Annotated in this window: 22 protein-coding genes and 1 pseudogene; 16 read left to right on the top strand and 7 right to left on the bottom strand. The window is 66.2% G+C overall.

Translation table 11 applies throughout. The annotated features are described in order from the left end of the window. Position 1: 1 nt before the first annotated feature. Complete coding sequence (locus EN874_RS24895) at positions 2-400, bottom strand: RidA family protein (RefSeq protein WP_126086073.1); 399 nt, start codon at positions 398-400, stop codon at positions 2-4. A gap of 162 nt (positions 401-562) precedes the next feature. Here EN874_RS24895 and EN874_RS24890 point away from each other — a divergent pair, with 162 nt between their 5' ends. The 9 genes and pseudogenes from EN874_RS24890 to EN874_RS24850 all read left to right on the top strand — a co-directional run bounded on the left by EN874_RS24890 (position 563) and on the right by EN874_RS24850 (position 6823). Next, positions 563-1156 (top strand): TetR/AcrR family transcriptional regulator, encoded by a 594-nt coding sequence (locus EN874_RS24890; protein ID WP_127427605.1) that lies wholly within the window; start codon positions 563-565, stop codon positions 1154-1156. A 127-nt stretch (positions 1157-1283) separates the two neighbouring features. Next, positions 1284-1472, top strand: a complete 189-nt coding sequence (locus EN874_RS24885) for a DUF2158 domain-containing protein (protein ID WP_127427604.1) — start codon at positions 1284-1286, stop codon at positions 1470-1472. Between the two features lie 152 nt (positions 1473-1624). Beyond that, a complete protein-coding gene (locus EN874_RS24880) occupies positions 1625-2050 on the top strand; it encodes an acid-shock protein (protein ID WP_127427603.1) in 426 nt (141 codons plus the stop codon). A 45-nt stretch (positions 2051-2095) separates the two neighbouring features. Beyond that, the gene (locus tag EN874_RS24875) at positions 2096-2632 is read left to right on the top strand and encodes an RNA polymerase sigma factor (RefSeq protein ID WP_127427602.1); all 537 of its coding nucleotides are present in this window, start codon (positions 2096-2098) and stop codon (positions 2630-2632) included. An 86-nt stretch (positions 2633-2718) separates the two neighbouring features. Next, the gene (locus tag EN874_RS24870) at positions 2719-3168 is read left to right on the top strand and encodes a hypothetical protein (RefSeq protein ID WP_127427601.1); all 450 of its coding nucleotides are present in this window, start codon (positions 2719-2721) and stop codon (positions 3166-3168) included. Further along, positions 3165-3611: a periplasmic heavy metal sensor gene (locus EN874_RS24865; protein ID WP_127427600.1), complete on the top strand. Its 447-nt coding sequence runs from the start codon at positions 3165-3167 to the stop codon at positions 3609-3611. Before EN874_RS24870 ends, EN874_RS24865 begins: the two co-directional genes overlap by 4 nt. A 106-nt stretch (positions 3612-3717) precedes the next feature. After that, positions 3718-3999: a hypothetical protein gene (locus EN874_RS24860; protein ID WP_127427599.1), complete on the top strand. Its 282-nt coding sequence runs from the start codon at positions 3718-3720 to the stop codon at positions 3997-3999. A 108-nt stretch (positions 4000-4107) separates the two neighbouring features. Next, positions 4108-5564 (top strand): annotated as a pseudogene (locus tag EN874_RS24855) (DUF1800 family protein). Between the two features lie 20 nt (positions 5565-5584). Next, positions 5585-6823, top strand: coding sequence for a DUF1501 domain-containing protein (locus EN874_RS24850; protein WP_127427598.1), 1239 nt, complete (start codon positions 5585-5587; stop codon positions 6821-6823). Between the two features lie 51 nt (positions 6824-6874). On the opposite strand, the gene EN874_RS24845 is transcribed toward EN874_RS24850, so the two are convergent. Continuing rightward, complete coding sequence (locus EN874_RS24845) at positions 6875-7141, bottom strand: hypothetical protein (RefSeq protein WP_127427597.1); 267 nt, start codon at positions 7139-7141, stop codon at positions 6875-6877. Between the two features lie 283 nt (positions 7142-7424). Here EN874_RS24845 and EN874_RS24840 point away from each other — a divergent pair, with 283 nt between their 5' ends. Beyond that, positions 7425-7871 (top strand): pyridoxamine 5'-phosphate oxidase family protein, encoded by a 447-nt coding sequence (locus tag EN874_RS24840; protein ID WP_127427596.1) that lies wholly within the window; start codon positions 7425-7427, stop codon positions 7869-7871. A 22-nt stretch (positions 7872-7893) separates the two neighbouring features. Here the strand turns inward: EN874_RS24840 and EN874_RS24835 are convergent, their stop codons facing one another. From EN874_RS24835 to EN874_RS24810, 5 genes are all read right to left on the bottom strand, one after another. Then, positions 7894-9474 (bottom strand): indolepyruvate oxidoreductase subunit beta family protein, encoded by a 1581-nt coding sequence (locus EN874_RS24835; RefSeq protein WP_127427595.1) that lies wholly within the window; start codon positions 9472-9474, stop codon positions 7894-7896. Next, a complete protein-coding gene (locus EN874_RS24830; protein ID WP_127427594.1) occupies positions 9467-11620 on the bottom strand; it encodes an indolepyruvate ferredoxin oxidoreductase subunit alpha in 2154 nt (717 codons plus the stop codon). Before EN874_RS24830 ends, EN874_RS24835 begins: the two co-directional genes overlap by 8 nt. A 59-nt stretch (positions 11621-11679) precedes the next feature. Beyond that, a complete protein-coding gene (locus EN874_RS24825) occupies positions 11680-12162 on the bottom strand; it encodes a MarR family transcriptional regulator (protein ID WP_127427593.1) in 483 nt (160 codons plus the stop codon). Next, positions 12162-13733 (bottom strand): NAD(P)/FAD-dependent oxidoreductase, encoded by a 1572-nt coding sequence (locus EN874_RS24820; RefSeq protein WP_127427592.1) that lies wholly within the window; start codon positions 13731-13733, stop codon positions 12162-12164. The genes EN874_RS24825 and EN874_RS24820 overlap by 1 nt, the downstream gene beginning before the upstream one ends. Positions 13734-14037: 304 nt before the next feature. Beyond that, the gene (locus tag EN874_RS24810; protein WP_127427591.1) at positions 14038-14829 is read right to left on the bottom strand and encodes a cyclase family protein; all 792 of its coding nucleotides are present in this window, start codon (positions 14827-14829) and stop codon (positions 14038-14040) included. 117 nt (positions 14830-14946) lie between these two features. Between EN874_RS24810 and EN874_RS24805 the strand changes: the two genes are divergently transcribed. The 6 genes from EN874_RS24805 to EN874_RS24780 all read left to right on the top strand — a co-directional run bounded on the left by EN874_RS24805 (position 14947) and on the right by EN874_RS24780 (position 21787). Further along, positions 14947-16521, top strand: a complete 1575-nt coding sequence (locus EN874_RS24805; RefSeq protein WP_127427590.1) for an NAD(P)/FAD-dependent oxidoreductase — start codon at positions 14947-14949, stop codon at positions 16519-16521. Positions 16522-16632: 111 nt separating this feature from the next. Next, a complete protein-coding gene (locus EN874_RS24800) occupies positions 16633-18159 on the top strand; it encodes an ABC transporter substrate-binding protein (protein WP_127427589.1) in 1527 nt (508 codons plus the stop codon). Between the two features lie 69 nt (positions 18160-18228). After that, positions 18229-19236, top strand: a complete 1008-nt coding sequence (locus EN874_RS24795) for an ABC transporter permease (protein WP_127427588.1) — start codon at positions 18229-18231, stop codon at positions 19234-19236. Further along, positions 19229-20077: an ABC transporter permease gene (locus EN874_RS24790; RefSeq protein WP_127427587.1), complete on the top strand. Its 849-nt coding sequence runs from the start codon at positions 19229-19231 to the stop codon at positions 20075-20077. The genes EN874_RS24795 and EN874_RS24790 overlap by 8 nt, the downstream gene beginning before the upstream one ends. A gap of 8 nt (positions 20078-20085) precedes the next feature. Beyond that, positions 20086-20964, top strand: a complete 879-nt coding sequence (locus EN874_RS24785; protein WP_168247594.1) for an ABC transporter ATP-binding protein — start codon at positions 20086-20088, stop codon at positions 20962-20964. Beyond that, positions 20957-21787, top strand: a complete 831-nt coding sequence (locus EN874_RS24780; RefSeq protein WP_127427585.1) for an ATP-binding cassette domain-containing protein — start codon at positions 20957-20959, stop codon at positions 21785-21787. The genes EN874_RS24785 and EN874_RS24780 overlap by 8 nt, the downstream gene beginning before the upstream one ends. Positions 21788-21811 lie beyond the last annotated feature (24 nt).

Below are 21811 nucleotides of genomic sequence, written 5' to 3'. Positions count from 1 at the left end.
GTCAGTTTGTCGCCGGGACCCGCGCGATAACTTTGATCTCGAAGTCGAAACCTGCCAGCCAGTTCACGCCGATCGCCGTCCAGTTGGGGTAGGGCTTCGCGGTGAAGATCTCGCTCTTGACCTCCATCATGGTCTCGAACTGCGTTTCGGGATTTGTATGGAAGGTGGTCACGTCCACAATATCATCGAACGTCGCCCCGGCCGCATGGAGCACAGATCGGAGGTTCTCGAAGGCGAGACGCACCTGACGTTCGAATGCGGGTTCGGGAGAACCGTCCGGAAGGCTGCCAACCTGGCCGGAGATGAACAAGAGGTCGCCGGAACGTATGGCAGCCGAATAGCCGTGCTCGTCGTACAAGGCGTGTCGGCCAAGAGGGAAAATCGCCTCGCGTGCATGCATTTCTATTGTCCTTTCCGGTTGAGCAGATGGCCTTTTTGCCTGGGAAGAACAGGCTTCACCACCTGGCTGCGATTTGGTATACGAAGCGTATGTGATAATATATACGATGCGTATGTCAACCCACATACGCTACGTATACGAAAAATTGGCGGATCGCGGCTTATGAACAAGCGCATCGAATTGATGGAACAGAACCGAATCAAGCTCATCTCGGCTGCGCGAAAAGCGTTTGCCGAGAAGGGCTTTGCGGATGCCTCGATGGATGATCTGACGGCGGACGTCGGCCTGACGAGGGGCGCGCTCTACCACAATTTCGGTGACAAGCGCGGCCTACTGGCGGCAGTCGTCGATCAGGTCGACGGCGAGATGGCGGCACGGGCGCAAGCCATCGGGGCGGCTTGCGCCGACGAATGGGAGGGTCTGCTGGCCGAGGGCGCGGCGTATATCGAAATGGCCCTCGATCCTGAGGTCCAGCGCATCGTATTGCGAGATGGGCCAGCAGTCCTCGGCGACCCCTCGCTTTGGCCGAGCCAGGACAGCTGCTTGCGGGCGACGAAGCGGACTGTTGGTCGCCTGATTGAACGCGGGGTGCTTAAGCCGCTCGACGTGGAAGCGGTGGCACGGCTCCTCAGCGGGGCAGCCTTCAACGCAGCTTTGTGGGTGGCGGCCACTCCAAATCAGGAGGTGGTCCTGCCGAAAGCAATTCGCGCGTTCAAAGAAATGGCCGGCGGTTTGCTGGCAGCACCGAAGTTGTAAATCCAGCTTCCAAAGGACCAGCATCCACTCTGGTCAAGCAATCTGCACCAATCCGGCAAAGCATCTCGACCATTGTCGCGACTGAGGTTTGGTGGAAAACTCGGGGGCCTCAGCATGGGAGGTCGAAATGCCCAATAGTTTCAAGACCGGTGACATCGTCAAGCTGAAATCCGGAGGCCCACAGATGACGATCAGCGACGGCGCGGCGTCCGGCACTTATCTGTGCCACTGGTTCAACCGCGAGGGCGACGTCTGGACCCCGCAACATGCCGGCTTCAAGCCGGACCAACTGGTGGTGGTCGACGAACGGAAATAATTTCGCCCACCCTCGGGTCGGCTCCGGTCCGGCTTTGCCGGACCTTCCTGCTCTCATTGTCTCCTCGGAAGCGACCGACGGATTCTCCCTGTCACCGCGTTTAACAGCTGAAGCATGGCCGCCAACGGCCGCGCGCAAGCGGAGACGAGAGCATGATCCGCCCCACGATATTCGTCGTTGCCCTTGGATTGCAGACCGCGGCCGCCCAGACAACGACGCCGACCGCCTCACCGGTGCAACCGGCACCAAGCGCGTCCACTCCCGCCGCCGTCAAGCCTGGCATCACGCTGGAAAAGTTCGAGGCGCGCCGGGAAAAGGCGTTCATGCGAGCCGACACCGACGGCGACGGCAAGGTCAGCCTCGCCGAATGGACGGCGTTCCAGACCGAGCGCAAGGCCAAGGGCGACCCGGCCAAGTCCTTCGCGCGCATGGATGCCAACAAGGACGGGGTCGTCGACAAGTCGGAACTCGACGCTTTCCTCGCCAAACGCTTCGCCAGGCTCGACAAGAACAGCGACGGCACGCTCGGCGCCGACGAGAAGCCGGACCACAAAACCGCTCCCAATCAGGAGCAATGACCGAGAGGTTATGCAGCACGATGATCAGCGGGAGCGCCCAGCTTGATGGGCGCCGATCCGGACGAGGAACTGGTACGGCGCATCGGTGCCGGCGACCAGGCCGCCGTGCAGGCGATGGTGGCGCGCAAGCTGCCGCGCGTGCTTTCGCTCGCCACCCGCATGCTCGGCGACGCGGCCGAGGCCGAGGACGTCGCCCAGGAGACCTTCGTGCGCATCTGGCGTCATGCCTCCGGCTGGCGCCAGGGACCCGCGCGTTTCGACACCTGGATCCACCGCGTGGCGCTCAACCTCTGCTACGACCGGCTGCGGCGACGCCGCGAGTGGACGACGGGCGAGCTGCCGGAGGTAGCCGATGAAACGCCGCTTCCCGACGCGGGAGGCGAAGGCCGCCATGTGCAGCAGGCGCTGCAACGCATCGCGCCGCGCCAGCGCGAGGCGATCGTTCTGGTCTATTATCAGGAGATGTCCAACATCGAGGCCGCCGGCGCCATGCAGGTCAGCGTCGACGCGCTGGAAAGCCTGCTGGCGCGGGGTCGTCGCGCGCTGCAGGCAATGCTCGTCGGAGACGATGGCGATGACTGAGACGGTGAAGCATCCGGCGGTTCCTGGAACATTGCCGATCCTTGGCGCCTGGGGGGCCACGTCAGGACCGCGGAAGGGGGAACGGGATGGCTGAGGGAAGAAAGACCCCGGACGTGCGGATGGATGCCCGGCGCTTCGCCGCGCTGGCGGACGCCTATGGCAGCGCCCTGCATCGCTGGCCGCGGGCCGAGCAGGCTGCCGCCACGCTGTTTGCTGAGAGCGAGGAAGGCCGCGCCATCCTGGCGCGCGCCGGCAGGCTCGACGCCTTCCTCGACCGTCATCACGTCGAAGCCCCAAGCCGGACGCTGCATGGCGAGATTGTCGCGCGAGCCACCACGCAACTCAGGCAAGGACGCCATCGCCGGTTCTGGTGGCTGGGCTTCGGGCTCGTCGGCGTTGGTCTCGCCGGCGCCGTGGCCGGGCTGGCGCTGGTCACCGTCGTCGCGCCGGATGCCCCGTCCGACCGCTATGTGATGGACGCCAACGCAACGTCGTTCGGCGATGCCGGTCCCGACGCCGACACGGAGGACCTATGAACGCTCGTCTTTTCGCGGCATCGCTGGTGCTGAACGTCTTTCTGATCGGCGCTGTCGCCGGCGGCGCCGGCTGGCTTATCGGCAGGTCCAGCGTGGGCTATTCGCTGGAATCGGCCGGCGGGCAGCTTCCCGCCAACGACCGCAAGGCGTTCCGCCAGGCGATGCGCGAGGTTCGTCGCGAGTCACGACAGGTCATCCTCGACGGGCAGCAGGCACGGCGCGAGGCGGCAAACCTTTTGCAGCAGCCGACGCTGGACGCGAACGCCCTGGCCGCCGCCCTGGAGCGGGCGCGCAATGCCGACGCCACCATCCGCAGCCGGCTGGAACACCGCATCGTCGAATTCGCCGCGTCGAGCTCACCCGAGGACCGCAAGCTGTTGGCCGACGCCTTGCTGCGCCATGTCGGCAGGCAGCGGTTGCCCGTTGCAAAAAATACGCCCTGACCAGCGACGGAAACCGCAAGCCGCCTCCGTTCAAGGGAAAGAGGGACAGGCCTGCCGCGACAATGCGGCAGGTTCTGTTCAACCTCGAGAAATCCGGGAGTATCCCATGAACGGTTTGACCAAATATTCGCTCGCTGCCGCCCTCGCCATCGGCGGGGCGGCCGCGGCAAGTGCCGCTTCGGCAATGCCGATGGCGCCGGTTGCAGCACCTGCGCTTGTCGAGCATGTGGCGTGGGGCTGCGGCCCCGGATGGCATCCCAACCACTGGGGGCGCTGCGTCCCCAATCGCCGCGTGGTCTATCCGGGCTACTACTATTGGGGCGGGCCGAGCGTCTATATCGGCCCGGTCTGGCATCCCTGGCACCGCTATCACTACTGGCGCCGCTGATAAGCCGCCTGCCGGTCTTATGATGCCGGCACGGGCATCATGAGACTTTTCGCCCATCACGACATGCCGGCGGCGCGACCTGCGCCGGCCCGCGTGACGGAGGCTGTGTTGGCCCTATCCGTTTCAAATGCCGTTCCGCCCGATCCGGCGCTGGTCGCGCTTAACCGCTTCGGGCTCGGCGCGAGACCCGGCGACGATCTCGGCAAGATCGCGGCGGATGCGCGCGGCTATCTCAAGGCCGAGCTCAAGCGGCAGGATATCGCCCTTATCACGGCCGACGATTCCAAGAATGCCGGGTTGCTGGACAGCACCGCCGCGATCCAGGCCAGCATGGCCGCTGCCGCGGAGCGCAAGGCGGCGCGGGACGCGAAGGCGGCGCCCGTCATGCAGCCTGCGACAGACACCGCGGACAACCGGACCGATGCAAAAGAGAAGCCAGCCGTGCCGCCGGTCGAGGCCGATATCTATCGTGATGAAGCGCAAGCCCGTTTCGACAAGGCGCTCAATGCCGCACCGGGCTTTGTCGAACATCTGGTCGGCTTCTGGTCGAACCATTTCTGCGTCTCGGTCGCCAAGGCCCAGGTCGTGCGGGCCTGCGCCGGCGCCTTCGAGCGCGAGGCGATCCGCCCCTTCGTGCTCGGCCGCTTCGCCGACATGCTGCTGGCGGTCGAGCATCATCCGGCCATGCTGTTCTTTCTCGACAACCAGCAGTCTATCGGGCCGGACTCCCGCGCCGGCAAAAGGCGCGGCCGTGGCCTCAACGAGAACCTTGCCCGCGAAATCCTGGAACTGCACACGCTGGGGGTCGGCAGCGGCTACAGCCAGGCGGACGTCACCAGCTTCGCCGGCATGCTGACCGGCTGGACCATGGCGGGCCGCGAGGGTCGCTCGGGCGAACCCGGCACGTTCGTCTTCAACGCCAATGCGCATCAGCCTGGCGAGGCGGTGCTGCTCGGCAAGACCTATCCGGCGGGCGGCATGGGCCAGGCAGAAGCCGCGCTCAACGACATCGCCCGCCACCCGGCAACCGCGCGACACATCGCCGCCAAGCTCGCGCGTCATTTCATCGCCGACGATCCGCCGCCACAGTCCGTCGCACATCTGGCCGCGGTCTTCACCAAGACAGACGGTGACTTGCGCGCATTGGCGCTCGCATTGGTCGACATGCCCGAAACCTGGTCGATGCCGCTCGCCAAGCTGCGCGCGCCCTTCGACTACGTCATGGCCTTGAGGCGGGCGATTGGCCCTGCCGCCGGCAACGAGCCGCAACGATCACTTCGCTGGCTAAGGGCCTTGGGCGAGCCGCTCTGGCAGCCGCCCGGGCCGAACGGCTTTTCCGACCGCATCGACAATTGGGCTTCGGCCGAAGGCCTGAAGACCCGCCTCGATATCGCCTGGCAGGCGGCGAAGCAGGCGGACGATGTCGGCAATCCCGACGACATGCTTGCCACCGTGATCGGCGCCTCCGCCTCGAACGAAACGAAAGAGGCGATCGCGCGCGCGCCGAATCCAGGCAGCAGGGCCTGGCGCTGCTTTTGATGGCGCCCGAATTCCAGCGCCGGTGAACAGCAATGGAGATGCGGCGATGAGCCTTCTTTGCGAAACCCCCAGCCTTTCCCGCCGCGCCGTGCTGATGAGCGGCGGCGCGCTGTTCGCCTGGGCCTATCTGCCGCGCTTTGCCCGCGCGGCGGACAATCGCGATCCGCGCCTCGTCGTGATTGTGCTGCGCGGCGCGCTGGACGGCCTGTCGACGATCGGCCCGGTCGGCGACCCGGACTATGCCGACCTGCATGGCGACATCGCGCTTTCCCTCTCGGGCTCCAATCCGGCGCTGCCGCTCGACGGCTTCTTCGCGGTCAACCCGGCGATGCCGGTGTTCGCGCGGCTGTTCAAGGCGGGCCAGGCGGCGGCGGTGCATGCGGCCGCGACCGGGTATCGCGACCGCTCGCATTTCGACGGCCAGGACGTGCTGGAAAGCGGCCTCCCCGGCCCCGGCAACGCCACAACCGGCTGGCTCAACCGGGCTCTTGCCAGCCTGCCGGCGGGCGAGCGCGTGGCGAAAGCCGGCGGGCTGGCGGTCGGGCCGTCGACGCCGCTGGTGATCCGCGGCGCCGCGCCCGTGCTCGGCTGGGCGCCGCAGGCGCTGCCGACGCCCGGCGACGCGCTGGCCGAGCGGGTGCTCGACCTTTACAATCATCGCGATCCGGTGCTGGCGGCCGCCTTGCAGAAAGGCCTCGACGCCGACCGGCTGGCAATGAGCGATGAGCTCGACGGCAAGACGATGAAACCCAAGGGCGGCCTCGACAGCGCCGCCGGCATGCGGCAGTCGGCGCGAGGCGCGGCGAAACTGATGGCGGCCGATGACGGGCCGCGCATCGCGGCACTCGCCTTCGACGGCTGGGACACGCACGTCAACGAAGGCGGCGCCACCGGCCGGCTCGCCAATCTGCTCGGCGGCCTCGACGGCGCCTTCGAGGAGTTCCAGAAGGGGCTTGGCTCGAGCTGGAACGATACGGCGATCGTCACTATTACCGAATTCGGCCGCACCGCCCGCATCAACGGCACGGTCGGCACCGATCACGGCACCGGCACCGTGGTGCTGCTCGCCGGAGGCGCGATCAAGGGCGGCCGCGTCATCGCCGACTGGCCCGGGCTGAAGCCGGCCCAGCTTCACGAAGGCCGCGACCTCGCGCCGACCAGCGATGTGCGCGCGGTGCTGAAGGGTGTGCTCGCCGATCAGTTCGGGCTGTCCGCCGCCGTGCTTGGCGACGCGGTGTTTCCGGACTCGTCGGCGGTGAAGCCGATGCGCAACCTGGTTGTGTGAACGGAAACCGCCCGCGCCGTTTCCAGCGCGGGCGTCTGTCCCCAAAGGCGATCACCAGCTCCAATAGCCGGGGTGCCAGCGATGGTGGGCCCAGTAGCCGGGATGCCAATGGCGCACGGGCCGGATGAACCGGCGACCGTTCGGCACGCATCTGCCCCAGCGGTTCACGTGCCAGCCTGGACCGCAGCGCCATCCGACGGTTTCAATCAGCGGCGGCGCAGCGCTGGGCTTAGCCATCGGCATGGCCTGCGCGCCGGCGCCGGAGAGCATCAACGTCCCGGCAGCCAGTGCGAACGGCAGAAAATGTTTGGTGAGCATAAGGTTCGTCTCCGTGATTCATCCCTACCTCCGTGAAACGGAGGAGAGGGGGAAATCCCGTCGCAGCGGGGCCGCTCACATCTTCGTTACATCAGTTCCGGCCACGCGGCAGTTCGCGGTTGGTATCCCCCGCGCCAGCCGAAGGTTCGCCATTGACGTGGCAAGCCTAAGCCCGTCCCGCGGGCAAGTTGATCCAGATCAACGAGCCATGATGTGGCTTGCACTAGGTTTGGCGAGCAGTGGATGGACGGAGAGGCCGAAAGCCCGACGGGAGTTCGTACCGATGATGATCCGCACGCTCTCTACCTTGGAGTGCACGAAATTGCTGGCGGCCAACCGCACCGCCCATCTGGCATGCGCGAGGGACGGACAGCCCTATGTCGTGCCCCTCAACTACGCCTACGCCGACAGTCACCTCTACGCGTTCTCCCTGCTGGGCAGGAAGATCGACTGGATGCGGGCCAATCCCCTGGTGTGCGCCCAGATAGAGGAACACACCCAGGGGCGTGGATGGAGAAGCGTGATTGTCGACGGCCGCTATGAAGAATTGACGGACCGGATCGGCCACAAGGTTCAGCGCGACCGTGCATGGTCGGTGCTGAGCAAGCACGCGGACTGGTGGGAGCCGGGCGCGCTCAAGCCTGTCGCGCCTCCGATGTCAGACGGTTCGCCGCACGTCTTTTTCCGGATCCTTGTCGAAAAGGTCTCGGGACGCGAAGCAAGTGAATAGGCTGCGGCAGCAGGTCGAACGTTTATGAAGCCGGGCTATCGCCGAGCGTCGCGACCGTCTTCAGCGCGCCGTCCAGCATGTCGCCTTTCTCGTCCTTCAGCGCCGCCTCGCGCAGGCGGCGGATCCAGTCGGCGGCGTCGTCGCGGCCGTTGAGCATGGCAAGCGCCGACAGCACGCGGTCGAATTTCGACTGGGCGCGGGCGTGGGTGTCGCTGTAACCCTTGATCAGCCGGCGGCAGTTCAGGATCTCCAGCCCAAGCGCATAGTTTTCGCGGGCGTGGGCGAGCGCCAGTTCGTACCAGCGCTCCAGATGCTCGACCTCTACCCTGTGGCGCAGCAGGCGGCGACGCCAGCGGCGCAGGCCGCCGATGAACCAGAGCATGGCGAAGCCGGTAAAACTGTCGGTGCGGATGTGGCGGCCGCGATTGATGCGGCGGTCGAGGAAGGCGGCGAGCTTCGGCCGGCTCTCGATGTAGTTGCCGAGCCCCACTGGCAGCGTGCCGCAGAACTCCTCGATGCGCGGGTGGAAATATTCGGTGACCTGCAGGACCGAGCCTTCCTTGACACCGACTTCCTTGCGCACCCGCCTGTCGCGGGTGGAGCGCGTTTTCAGATCGGCGACGCGGATCATGTCGTCGTAGCACATGGCGTTGGCGAGATGTTTCGCCGCCGCGATCGACAGAGCGTAGCCATGCTCGGCATTGTCCAGCGCGACTGCCCGGTCCAACCGGTCGAGATATTCGCCGCCATAGGCGATGTCCTGGTAGTCGACGACCTTCTTCAGGCCGCGTTCGGCCATGTCGCGCATCGGCTCCGGCAGCGCCCGGACGCGGGCGGCAAGATCCTGCCAGCTCTTCAGCAGCGTTTCGGGGCCGCTGACCTTCGGACTGGCTTCGGGAGCGGCTGGTTCGGCCGCTGCCTTGTCGCCCGCCGGCGCGGCCGCGATGCCGCGCGCGCGGTCATAGGCGGCGCCGAAGGCGGCAAGGCTGGCCTTGACGCCACGGCCGCCGGCGCCGATCGCCTGCTCGTAGCTTGCGCGGGCGAACGGCAGCGCGTCGGAACCGGCCAGCGCTCCGAGCAGGCTGGCCGAGATCATCGTGCCGTTCTCGGCGGCGATCTTCTCCATGTCGAAGGCGATGAAGCACTTTGCCGCCGCTTGCGCTGTCGCATGCACCTTCTCAGACGAGGCGCGGCCATCGCCCGGCTCGATCTTTTCCGAGACGGCGGCGATGCGGTGCGAGGAGGCGATCAGCGTCGTGCGCTCGGGCGTGACGAAGCCGCGGATGATGGCGCGGCCGGCTTCCATCAGCTCGGCGGCGATCAGTATGTCGACGTCTCCTTGCGAGGGCGACAGCGCGAAGACCGGCAGCCGGCCGGTGTCGCGGGCCATCTCGATGTAATAGATCGTCGCCCCGGTGCGCTGGGCAACGCCCGCAACGGACGTCGACTGCGCAATGTAGCCGCTGCGTTCGGCGACGTCGGTGATCCAGTCGGCGAGCACGCCGCCGCCCTGGCCGCCGACGGCAAGCACGGCGAGTTTTATCACCTGCCCGTCACCGACCGCGTCCGTCCTCGGGCGCAAGGGCGAGGCCTGGTCAAGCATCGGCGAACACCAGCCGGCGGCGCTCGCGGCGGCGCTGCAGAAGACCGATCGCGGCGCGGCGCGCGCTTTCCAGGAACCGGTCCCAGCGGCCGGGATTGTGGACGACGTCGGCGCGGTAGAAGGACGGGCAGAGCACGGCCGCGTCCGCCACCTCGCCGCAATTGCCGCAGCCGACGCAGTTCTGGTCGATCGATGCGACAGGATCGTCGCGCAGCGGATCGTCGAGCGACTTCACCGACAGCGACGGGCAGCCGGAGAGCCGCATGCAGGCGTGGTCGCCGGTGCAGACGTCCTCGTCGACGCCGAATTTCGGCTTGACCACACGCTCGCCGCCCTTGATCGCCTTGTCGAGCAGCGGCTTCTCACGGCGCTGGCGGTTGAGCATGCATTCGGAGGAGGCGACGATGACTTTCGGCCCCTTCTCCTCCGTCGTCAGCGCCTCCCGCAGCGCGGCGCGCATCTTGCCGACATCGTAGGTGCGGTCGATGTGGCGCAGCCACTTCACGCCCATGCCCTTCACCGCTTCGGTGATCGGATGCTTGGTCGATTTCGTCCGGTTCGAGGCGCGCGAAGACAGGATGTCCTGGCCGCCGGTGGCGGCCGAGTAGAAGTTGTCGACGATGACGATGACGCCGTCGTTCTTGTTGAACACCGCGTTGCCGATCGAGGAGGTCAGGCCGTTGTGCCAGAAGCCGCCGTCGCCGACGAAGGAGATCGAGCGGCGCCTGGCGTCAGGCGAATTGAAGGCTGACGCCGAGGCCGGCCCCAGCCCGTAGCCCATGGTGGTGGCGCCGACCTCGAAGGGCGGCATGATCGAGAACAGGTGGCAGCCGATGTCGGAGGCGATGTGGTGCTTGCCGAGTTCCTGCTCGACCAGTTTGGTGGCGGCGAAGATCGGCCGCTCGGGGCAACCGACGCAGAAGCCCGGCGGTCGGCCCGGAACGACATTGATGAGATCGGCCGTATCGACCCCCTCGCCCAGCTTGTTCGGCGCGCGCACCTCGCCCGGCAGCAGATGCGGAGCATGCGCCCTGAGGAAAGAGCCGATGCCGTCGAGCATCACCTGTCCGGTGTATTCGCCAGCCATCGGCAGATGCTCCTTGCCGACCAGCCTGGTGCCGCGACCGGCCTTGTGCAGCATGGCGGCGAAGGCCTGCTCGATATAGTTGGGCTGGCCTTCCTCGACGACCAGCACCGCCTGCTTGCCTTCGCAGAAGGACAGGAACTCGTCGTCGATCAGCGGGTAGACGGCGTTGAGCACATAGAGCGGCACATCGGTGTCGCCATAGGTGTCGGCGATGCCGAGCCGCTGCAGCGCGCGGATGACGGAATTATACATGCCGCCCTGCATGACGATGCCGACTGGGCCGTGGTCCGAGCCGAAGATCTCGTTGATCTTGCGCTCGCGGATGAAATCCACCGCCGCCGGCCAGCGCTTGGCGACCTTCTCCTTCTCATGCAGGAAGGACGCCGGCGGCAGCACGATGCGGCCGGTGTCGCGGCGCGGCGCGGCAAGCGCGTCGGCGACCGACATCGGCGGACGCTTGTTGTCCCTGGCGATGAAATGGCCGTGGACGTGGCAGCAGCGGATGCGCACCTGCAGCATGACCGGCGTGTTCGATGCCTCCGACAGCTCGAAGCCGTCCTCGACCGCCTTGACGATCGAGGGCAGGTTCGGGCGCGGGTCGAGCAGCCAGACCTGGCTCTTCATGGCGAAGGCATGGCTGCGCTCCTGCATGATGGAGGAGCCCTCGCCGTAATCCTCGCCGACGATGATCAGCGCGCCGCCGGTGACCCCGCCCGATGCCAGATTGGCGAGCGCATCGGAGGCGACATTGGTGCCGACCGTCGACTTGAAGGTGGCCGCGCCCCGGATCGGGTAATGCACGGAAGCCGCGAGCATGGCGGTGGCGGTGGCCTCCGAGGCACTCGCTTCGAAATGCACGCCGAGCTCGCCCAGGATGTCCTGCGCGTCGGCGAGCACGTCCATCAGATGGCTGATCGGCGCGCCCTGATAGCCGCCGACATAGCCGACGCCGCACTGCAGCAGCGCCTTGGTGATGGCGAGGATGCCTTCGCCGGCAAATTCCTGGCCGGCCCCTAACCTCAGCTTTTCGACTTCCTTGGCAAAAGACCGTTCGGCCATCTCTGCCTCCTCCCGTTGCCGCCTGTCCGTTGCCGGAGGGGGCGGCGCGTATGTCAAACTCAAATGTCGTGCTTGCGGATGTTCTTCAGCATCTTCTGCAGGATGGCGATCAGCGCGGCATATTCGGCATCGTCGACACCGTCGAACATCGTCTCGAAGGCATCGTGCATGGCGGGCCAGGCGCGGGTGAAGAGCGCCCGCCCGTCGTCGGTCAGGAACACGTGGCGGATGCGGCTGTCGGTGACGCCCTGCTCGCGCCGCACGAGGCCCTGGCCTTCCAGCGTGTCGAGCGTGCGGCTCAAGGTCGACTGCTCGATCACCGTGTAGACCGATAGGTCGTTGACGGTGACGCCGTCGGTGATCGACAGCACGGCCAGCGTGCGCACCTGCGGGATGGTCAGGCCCTGCTTGCGGAAGTCGTCGCGCAAGGTGGCGTTGTAGCGGCCCATGATGCGGTTCATCAGATAGGGCGCGAACTGCTGCAGGCCGATCTCGCCGAGGGTCGAGATGCGCTGGCGCTTTTCCGCAAGTTTCTGCTCCATCAGAGCCTCCCCGCCAGAAGGAAGCCGGAGCCGCCGCCAAGGCCGGCGCCCGGATGCGTCGAAGCGCCGATGTGGTAGAGGCCCTGGATGCCGGTGTCGTGGTTGCGGCTCGCCTTGAACGGCCGCCACAGGAAGGCCTGGTCGATGGTCGACGAGCCGCCATAGGGATCGCCGCCGACAAGGTTGACGTTCATCGCTTCGAGATCGGCCGGCGAGTAGGCGCGGCGCGCGATGACCGTCTCGCGGAAACCGTCGATGTGATGGGCGAGGATCGCCTCGACCCGGTCGGCAAAGACTTCGCGCAAGGCGTCGCTCCATCGTCCGTCAGCCGGTGTTTCCAACTGGCCCGCCGCATCGCCTTTGACAACGCGCGGCGCCTCGGGCAGTTGCAGCCAGAGGATCGCCTTGCCCTCCGGACAGCGCGACGGGTCGAGCGCGTGCGGCTGGCCGACGCAGATGGTCGGCACTTGCGGCAGCAGGCCGCGCACCGCCTCGTTGCAGGCTTTCGAGACGCCGTCGAGCCCCGGCGTCAGATGCAGCAGCGCCACCTTGCCGAGGCCCTCGCCGCGCCAGGCCGGCGACTTGTTCAGCGCATAGTGGATCTGGAAGTTGCCCTTTCCGTAGCGATAGTCTTTCGTCGCTTTCGCGGCGGCCTCCGGCGCATCCTTGCCGAGCAGGCGGCCGTAAAGCTGCGTCGGCGTGACCGAGCAGACGACGCTCTTGGCGGCGCTTAGCGTCTCGCCGGAGGCGAGCTGCACGCCGGTGGCTCGGCCGCCGGTCTGGACGATCGAGGTGACATCGGCATTGACGCGGATTTCGCCGCGGCGCTCCTTGATCAGCGCCTCGAAGGCGGCGAGCAGGTTCTTGGCGCCGCCCTTGACGATCGGCGCGCCGGCCGCCTCCAGCGCAAAGGCGATGACTTTGGCGATCTGACCGGAGAAGGCGTCTTCCGGTCCGAGCCCGGCATGCAGCACCCAGGGCGCCCAGAGCGCGCGCACGGTGTCGGATGTATAGCCGGCTTCCAGCCAGCCGCGCGCGGGAACCAGCGTCTCGCCCATGAAGGCGGCAAGGTTGCGCGGGCCGCGGCGCCAGGCTTCGCCGGCCATGAGCCTCGTCGTCGGATAGGACCAGAGCGCGCCGCCGAGCAGTCCGAACAGCAGCCCGGCATTGCGCTCGACGTCGCCGACATCGCCGCCATGGCGGTCGCCGTCGCCGGAGGCAATCGCGTTCAGCGCCGCTATGTTGGCGGCGCGGTCGGTGGTGAGCACCGCATGGCTGCCGTCGGGCCGCAGCACGCCGGTGGGGGTGGCGGTGTGGCAGAATTCCAGCCCGTGCCGCGCAAGGTCCTTGCCGAGCGCGGCATAGGCCGGCGAGGTGATGAACAGCACGAAGGTCGTCGCCATCACATCATGGACGAAGCCGGGCGCAGTGATCTCCTCGCTGCGCATGCAGCCGCCGATGCGGTCGTTGCGCTCGAGCACCAGCACCTTGGCTCCCTTGGCGCCAAGCATCGCCGCGCAGACCAGCGCGTTGATGCCGCTGCCGACGATGATGTGATCGGGGGCGGTCATTGGCAGCTCGCGGTCGAGAAATGGACGTCAATCGCGCGGGACGGCGTTCCTTCGCGCCCCCCTCTGTCCTGCCGGACATCTCCCCCACAAGGGGGGAGATTGATCATCGCGGCTTTCGCCAATTGTCCACGTTGCAGGATTGAACAGGGCGCCAAAGCTGCCGATCTCCCCCCTTGTGGGGGAGATGTCCGGCAGGACAGAGGGGGGCGCCGTAGAGCGCTGACGCTCCAAGGCTGCCATCCCGTACCCATCGTCACTCCGTTGCCCACAAGCATGATCTTCTCCCGAAGACCGCCGCCTCGTCTTACTTGCCCGGCACCAGCGCCAGCGCGCGGATCGGGCTGCCGGTGCCGTGCTCGATCTTGAGCGGCGCGGCGATCAGGATCGCGCCCTTCGGCGGCAGCAGGTCGAGATTGCAGAGGCTGGCGAGGCCGTAACGATTGGCCTTGTGCATCAGCGTGTGCGCCGGGAATGGCGGCTCCATGCCGCCGGCCTTGCCGGCATCGGTGCCGATCGTCTCGGAGCCCCAGCCCTTGATGTCCTTGCTGATCAGGAACTGGATAGCTTCGGCCGTCGGTCCGGGCGTGTGCGGGCCGGTCTCGTTGGCGTTGAGGAATTCGGCCTCCGAGCCGTTGCGCTTGTACCAGTCGGTGCGCATCACCACCCATTCGCCGGGATTGATGGCGCCATGCTCGGCTTCCCAGGCCTTGATGTGGTCGACGGTGAGCAGGAAATCGTGGTCGGCTGCGGCTTCCTTCGAGCAGTCGATGACATTGACCGGGCCGACGAAATTCTGCGCCGGAATGGTATCGGTGGCGCCGTCCGGATAGTCCTTGCCGGTGATCCAGTGCTGCGGCGCGTCGAAATGCGTGCCCGAATGCTCGCCGAGCTTCAGCCAGTTCCAGGCCCACCACGGGCCGTTCTTGTCATATTTGGAGATGGCGTGGATCTCGACCTTCGGCGTGTCGACGGCGAGCTCCGGCGGCAGCTTGATCAGCGGCGTGTCGGGCCCGAGCGGCGCCGACAGATCGACCACCTTGATGGCGCCCGAAAGCAGCTGGCCGGCGACTTCGCCGAGGAGTTTTTGCGTGTCCATGGTTCTGTTCCCTCTTGTTCGTGACCTTCAAGGCTCGTTGCGGCCCTTAATATCCTACTAGACGAAAACATATGCATCTGCAATTATCTTTAAGCATAAAGCATTTTGGGGAGGGGCGTGAGCGAGTTCGACGCCATCTTTGTCGGGGCGGGCCACAACAGTCTGGCCTGCGCGGCGCATCTGTCGCTCAAAGGCTGGAAAACCGCGGTTTTCGAGCGCAGCCAGGCGATCGGCGGCGCCGTCCGGACGGCGGAATATACGTTGCCCGGCTTCCGTCACGATTTCGGCGCGATGAATCTGAGCCTGTTCGCCGGCTCGGCCTTCCACCGGAAATATGCAAATGAATTGAAAGACCAGGGGCTGGAATTCGCGCCCGTCACCGACTGTTTCGCCAGCGCCTTCCCGGATGGGAAGTGGTTCGGCGTCAGCAACGATCTCGAAAAGACCGTCGCCCGGCTCGCTGCCTTCTCCGCCGCCGACGCCGCCGCCTGGCGCCGGCTGGTCGGCGCCTTTCCCGGAGAGGCCGAGCATCTTTTCCGCCTGCTCGGATCGCCGATGAGCGCGCAGGCGCTGGCCGGCACGGCCTGGAACCTGTGGCGCAAGAAGGGCATTGTCGGCGCGCTGGACACGGGGCGGCTGCTGCTGTCGTCACCGCGGGCGTGGCTGGAGGAGAATTTCGAGACGCCGCATGTCAGGACGACGCTCGCAGCCTGGGGCATGCATCTCGACTTCGCGCCCGACATCGCCGGCGGCGCCGTGTTTCCTTATCTGGAATCGATGGCCAACCAGAGCTTCGGCATGGTGCTTGGCAAGGGCGGCGCCGACACCATCATCCACGCGCTGGCCGGCATGGTCAAAGCGGCGGGCGGCAAGATCGCGACCGGCGCGGACGTGGCCGAGATCATGGTTGCCGGCGGCCGGGCCACCGGCGTGCGGCTCGCGTCCGGCGATTTCCATGTCGCCAGCAAGGCCGTCATTGCCGGCGTCGCTCCGAAGGCGCTTGCCGGCAAGCTGCTGCCCGATGGCTCCGGCGACGCCGGATTCGACGCGGCGGTGAAAAAGTTCCGCCATGCGCCGGGCACGATGATGATCCATCTGGCGCTGGACGATCTGCCGGACTGGAGCGCCGGCGCCGAGCTTCGCCGGTTCGCCTATGTGCATCTGGCGCCGTCGCTCGACGCCATGTCGCGCACCTATCAGCAGGCGATGGCCGGCATCTTGCCGGATCAGCCGGTGCTCGTGGTGGGACAGCCGACGGCTGTCGACCCCTCGCGTGCGCCCGACGGCAAGCACGTGCTGTGGGTGCAGGTGCGCATGTTGCCGGCAGAAATCCTTGGCGATGCCGCCGGCAAGACCACGCCTGCTCATTGGGACGCGGTCAAGGACAACTATGGCGAACGCGTGCTCGACATCATCGAGACCTACGCGCCCGGCCTGCGCAAGAAGATCCTCGGCCGCGCGATCTTCTCGCCGCTCGACCTCGAGCGCGAGAACCCGAATCTCGTCGGCGGCGACCAGATCTGCGGCAGCCACCATCTGGCGCAGAATTTTCTCTTCCGTCCGGCGCGCGGCTTCGCGCGCTGGAACACGCCGGTCTCAAACCTCTACCTCACCGGCGCCGCGACATGGCCCGGCGCCGGCACCGGTGCCGGGTCCGGCTTCATGCTCGCGCAACAACTGGGAGGAATTTGAGCCTAGGAACTCCAGGATGGACAAGGCGCGGTTGCTCACCAGACCTGCCGAATGAAAAACGCCGCGCGCACAATTACAGTCAAAAATGGACAACCAACAAGGGGAACGACCATGACCATCAACAGACGCGATTTGCTCGGATATGGCGCGGCGGCGATCGGCGCGGCGACGCTCGGCCTGCCGAGGGCAGCGAAGGCGGCGGACGAGCTGACGATCGCCTACAACGTCAACCTGCCCTCCTGGGACCCGACGACCGGCCCTTCGGCAGTGAACCCGACCATCCAGGGGCTCTACCAGTCGGTGTTCGACCAGTTCATCCCGCAGAAGCCGGATCTCTCCTTCATGCCCGGCCTGCTCACCGAATGGGGCTGGAACGACGACCGCACCAAGGTGACGATGACGGTGCGTGACGGCGTGAAGTGGCATGACGGCTCGCCCTTCACCGCCGAGGATGTGGTGTGGTCGCTGCAGCGGGCCGGCGACGAGAAGACCGGCAACCCGATCCAGTTCGTGTGGAAGAACGTCAACAATTTCAAGATCGACGGCAACAAGATCACCGGCGACGTGGTGCAGTTCGACCCGGTCTATTTCAAGTGGATGTCGTTCCTGACCGGCTACATCATGCCGAAGGCCTATTACGAGAAGGTGGGCGCCGAAGGTTTCGAGAAGGCGCCGATCGGCACCGGCCCTTATATGGTCGACAAGTTCGAGCGCAACGCCTTCCTGCGGCTCAAGGCCAATCCGAACTACTGGGGCAGTAAGCCCGCCTTCGAGAATGTGACGATCAAGTTCGTCACCGATGCGGCGAGCCGCGTCGCCGAGATCGAATCCGGCTCCTCGCAGGTGACGCTCGAAATTCCTTACGAGGAATATGACCGGCTGATCGCCAAGGACGGGCTCGCCGGCTCGATCAAGAACGTCTCCGACATCGGCATGGTCTTCTTCAACGACATCGAGGCGATGCTGGACAAGAACGTCCGCCAGGCGGCGGTGATGGCGGTGGACAAGGAGCTCTTGGTCAAGCGGCTGCTGCGCGGCTACGGCCAGCCGATCGCGACGCTGGAGACGCCGGAATACGCGGCCTTCGATCCATCGATCAAGGTCGAGCACAATCCTGAGAAGGCCAAGGAACTGCTCGCGGCGTCCGGCTATTCGCCCAAGAAGCCGGTCAAGTTCACCATCCAGACGACCAAGGGCTTCAAGCCCAAGGACTATGAGATGATCCAGGCGATCGTCGGCATGTGGCGCAAGGTCGGCATCGAGGCCAATATCGAGGTCTACGAGATCGCCAAGCATTACGAGCTGCGCGCCGCCGACAAGCTGGCGCCGGCCGCCTTCTACAACTGGGGCAATGCGATCGGCGACCCGACCACCTCGACCGGCTTTGCCATGTACGGCCCGAGCCCGCATTCGGTGTGGGACAGCAAGGACCTTGTCGACATGATCAATCCGCTGTGGGGCGAGAAGGACGAGGCCAAGCGCATCGCCGGCTGGAAGGCCGTCGACAAATACATCGCCGAGCAGGCCTATGTGCTGCCGCTGATCCAGTATGCGCAGCCGATCGTGCATTCGAAGAAGGTCAATGTCGTGCAGCATGTGTCCGGCGCGCTGCTGCCGGCGCTGATGACCCCGGCCTGACCATCGGCCTCGATTGCCGCGCGCGCCGCCCGCAAGACGGCGCGCATTTTCATCCGGGCATGTTGGCAGATGCTGCTGCAGAGATTCCTCGTTCGTCTTGTGACGATGCTTGTCACGCTGTTCGGCGTGGCCGTCATCGTCTTCGTCGTCATCCGCGTCGCGCCCGGCGATCCGATCGCCATGATGCTGCCGCCCGGCGCCAGCGACGACGACATCGCGCGGCTGCGCGGGCTCTACGGCCTGGACAAGGGTATCGTGCAGCAATTCTTCATCTGGCTCGCCGGCGTGCTGCACGGCGATTTCGGCACCTCGATCTCGCTGCGCCAGGACGTGCTCGGCCTGGTCTTCAACCGGCTGCCGGCGACGCTGGAACTGGCGACCGTGGCGCTGCTGATGGCGGTGGCGATCGGCGTCACCGCGGCGATCCTTGGCGCGCGCTCGCGCGGCACGGCGGTCGAAGCCGGCATCGACATCGCCAGCGGCGCGACGCTCTCCATCCCCGACTTCCTGTGGGGCCTGGTGCTGATCCTGCTGTTCGGTGTGCTTATCCCCGTGTTCGACATTTCCGGCCGGGTGTCGCCGCAGCTCGACCTGCCCTTCGTCACCCAGTTTTACCTCGTGGAGAGCATCCTGCGACTGCGCATCGATCTCACCTGGGATCTCATCAAGCACATGCTAATGCCGGCGATCGCGCTGGCGCTGCCGCTGGCGGCGATCATCGCGCAGCTCCTGAAGCAGTCGCTGAAGGAAGTGCTCGATCTCGACTATGTCGTGCTGGCCCGGGTCAAGGGCTTTTCCGAAACGCAGGTCATCCTGCGCGAGGCGCTGAAGAACGCGGCGCTGCCGACGCTGACGCTGGTCGGCGTGCAGTTCACCTTCCTGATCGGCGGCACCGTCATCGTCGAGCGGCTGTTCTCCTATGAGGGCCTCGGCAATATGGCGATCGACGCCGTGATCAACCGCGACCTGCCGCTGATCCAGGGCATCGTGCTGGTCTTCGCGCTGCTCTTCGTGCTGATCAACTTGGCCGTCGACATGATGTATGCGCTGCTCAATCCAAGGCTGCGCCATGGATGAGGCGCGCATCTCAAGACGCGGGTTGAGCCCGCGACTGTGGCTGGCCGGCGGGTGGCTGCTCATTGCGCTCGCCGCGGCGATCTTCGCGCCGCTGATCGCGCCGCAGGACCCGCTGGCGCAGGACCTGATGCTGGAGCGGCTGCCGCCCTTCTGGCTCGACGGAGCCGAGCCAGGCTATTGGCTGGGCACCGACAGCCTCGGCCGGGATCTGCTGTCGCGCCTGATCTTCGGCGGCCGCATCGCCTTCATCGTCGCCTTCGCCGCGGCGACGTCGGCCTGCCTCATCGGCTCGGCGCTCGGGCTGATCGCCGGCTATTTCGGCGGCTGGGCCGACCGCATCATCTCGCGCATCGTCGATGTCTGGATGGCGTTCCCGCCGGTGCTGTTCGCGATCCTCCTGGTGGCCGTTCTGGGCACGGGCCTCAGCTCCGTCGTCATCGCGATCGCCATCATCGACTGGACGCGCTTCTGCCGGGTGATCCGCGCCGAGGCGATGAGCCAGGCGCGCATGGACTATGTCGAAAGCGCGCGCATCGCCGGCTATGGCCGCATCGGCATCATGCTGCGCGAGGTGCTGCCCAATGTGCTGCCTTCGGTGGTGGCGCTGCTGTCGCTCGAAATGGGCATCGCCGTCATCGTCGAGGCGATCCTGTCCTTCGTCAATCTGTCGATCTCGACCGACGATCCGACCTGGGGCGGCATCATCGCCGAAGGCCGGCTGTCGATCCATCAGGCCTGGTGGGTGCTGGTGTTCCCGCTGATCACATTGATACTCACCGTGCTCTCCTTCAGCCAGTTCGGCGAAGGATTGAAGGCACGCTTCGATCCAGTGCTGCGATGAGCGCCAACATGGAACCATGCCTCGACATCCGCTCCTTGAGCGCGGTGCTGCCCAACGGCCAGCGCGTGCTGCGCTCGGTCTCGCTCAGCGTCCAGCCGGGCGAGGTGCGGGCGCTGGTCGGCGAGAGCGGCGCCGGCAAGACGATGATCGGCAAGGCCGTGCTCGGCGTCCTGCCGAGCAGCGTGCGCATCGTGGAAGGCGAGATGCTGATCGAAGGCGCGGACCTCGGCCGCCTCGATGCGAAGGCGCGGCGGGCCTTGATCGGCGCGCGCACGGCGCTGATCCCGCAGGATCCGCTGACCGCGCTCAATCCGTCGCGCCGCATCGGCCCGCAGACGACCGACCGGCTGGTGCGCATCCTCGGCTGGAGCGGCGAGAGGGCCGACAAGCGCATCCGGCGATTGCTCGATGAAGTGCAAATCCGCGATCCGGAACGGGTGCTGAAGAGCTATCCGCATGAGCTGTCCGGCGGCATGCGCCAGCGCGTTCTTATCGCGGCGGCCTTCGCGGCGGAACCCAGGCTGATCGTTGCCGACGAACCGACGACGGCTCTCGACGTGACCGTGCAGAAGCAGATCCTGCGGCTGATCGCGCAATTGCAGCGTGACCACGGCACCGCGATCCTGTTCGTGACCCATGATCTCGGCGTCGTCGCCAAGATCAGCCAGAGGGTGTCGGTGCTCTATGCCGGCAAGGTGGTCGAGGAGGCCGAGACCGCCGATCTCTTTGCAGCGCCCCAGCACGCTTACACGCGGGCGCTGATCGCGGCGACGCCGCGCTATACCGATCCCTACGCTTCGCTGAAGCCGGTGGACGAAACCGTGCTCGCGGGGCTCTCTGCAGAGATCGCCGCCGCCGACAAGGCATGGAGGCCCAGCCATGACTGAGCCGTTGTTTTCCGTGCGCGGGCTGAAAGTGGTGCTGCCCGACATGACGCGCAAACCGCTGATCGGCCGGGCGCCGCTTGCGGAAATCCTCAAGGGTCTCGATTTCGACCTGCCGAAGGGTTCGGTCACCGGCATCGTCGGCGAATCCGGCTCGGGCAAGTCGACGCTCGGCCGCGCGCTGGTCAGGCTGATCGAGCCGAGTTCGGGGACCATCCACTTCGAAGGACGCGACATCAGCCATCTGTCGGAGGCAGAGCTGAGGCCGCTGCGGCGCGACCTGCAGATGATCTTCCAGGATCCGATGTCCTCGCTCAATCCGCGGCACACGATCTTCAACATCATCGCAGCACCCTTGAGGCAGAACGGGCTTGGCGACAGGCTGAAGGAGCGCGTCGCGGAGGCCCTTCAGCGCGTCGGCCTGCCGCAGAATTTCGCCGGCCGCTATCGCCACGAGCTGTCGGGCGGCCAGCGGCAGCGCGTCGGCATCGCGCGAGCGCTGGCCTTGTCGCCGAAATTCGTGCTGGCCGACGAGATCGTCTCCGGCCTCGACGTCTCGACGCAGGCGCAGATCCTGACGCTGCTCGAAAAGCTGGCGGCCGAGATGGGCCTGACGGTCGCCTTTATCAGCCATGATCTGTCGGTGATCCGGCGGCTCTGCCGGCAGGTCATCGTCATGCGCGAGGGCAGGATCGTCGAATCGAGCGCCACCGACGCGCTGTTCGACAAACCCAGGGAGGCCTATACGCGCGACCTGCTCGCCGCCATTCCGCTGCCCGAGATCGACGCGGACTGGCTGGAGCCGTCCGCGAAGGCGCCGGCATGAGAAAAGCTTGACCTGTCCGCACGC

The organism is Mesorhizobium sp. M1D.F.Ca.ET.231.01.1.1 (assembly GCF_003999155.2).
Taxonomy (GTDB): Bacteria; Pseudomonadota; Alphaproteobacteria; order Rhizobiales; family Rhizobiaceae; genus Mesorhizobium.
The sequence above is the reverse complement of the archived record's forward strand: the minus strand, read 5'-3'. Positions and strand labels throughout refer to the sequence as shown.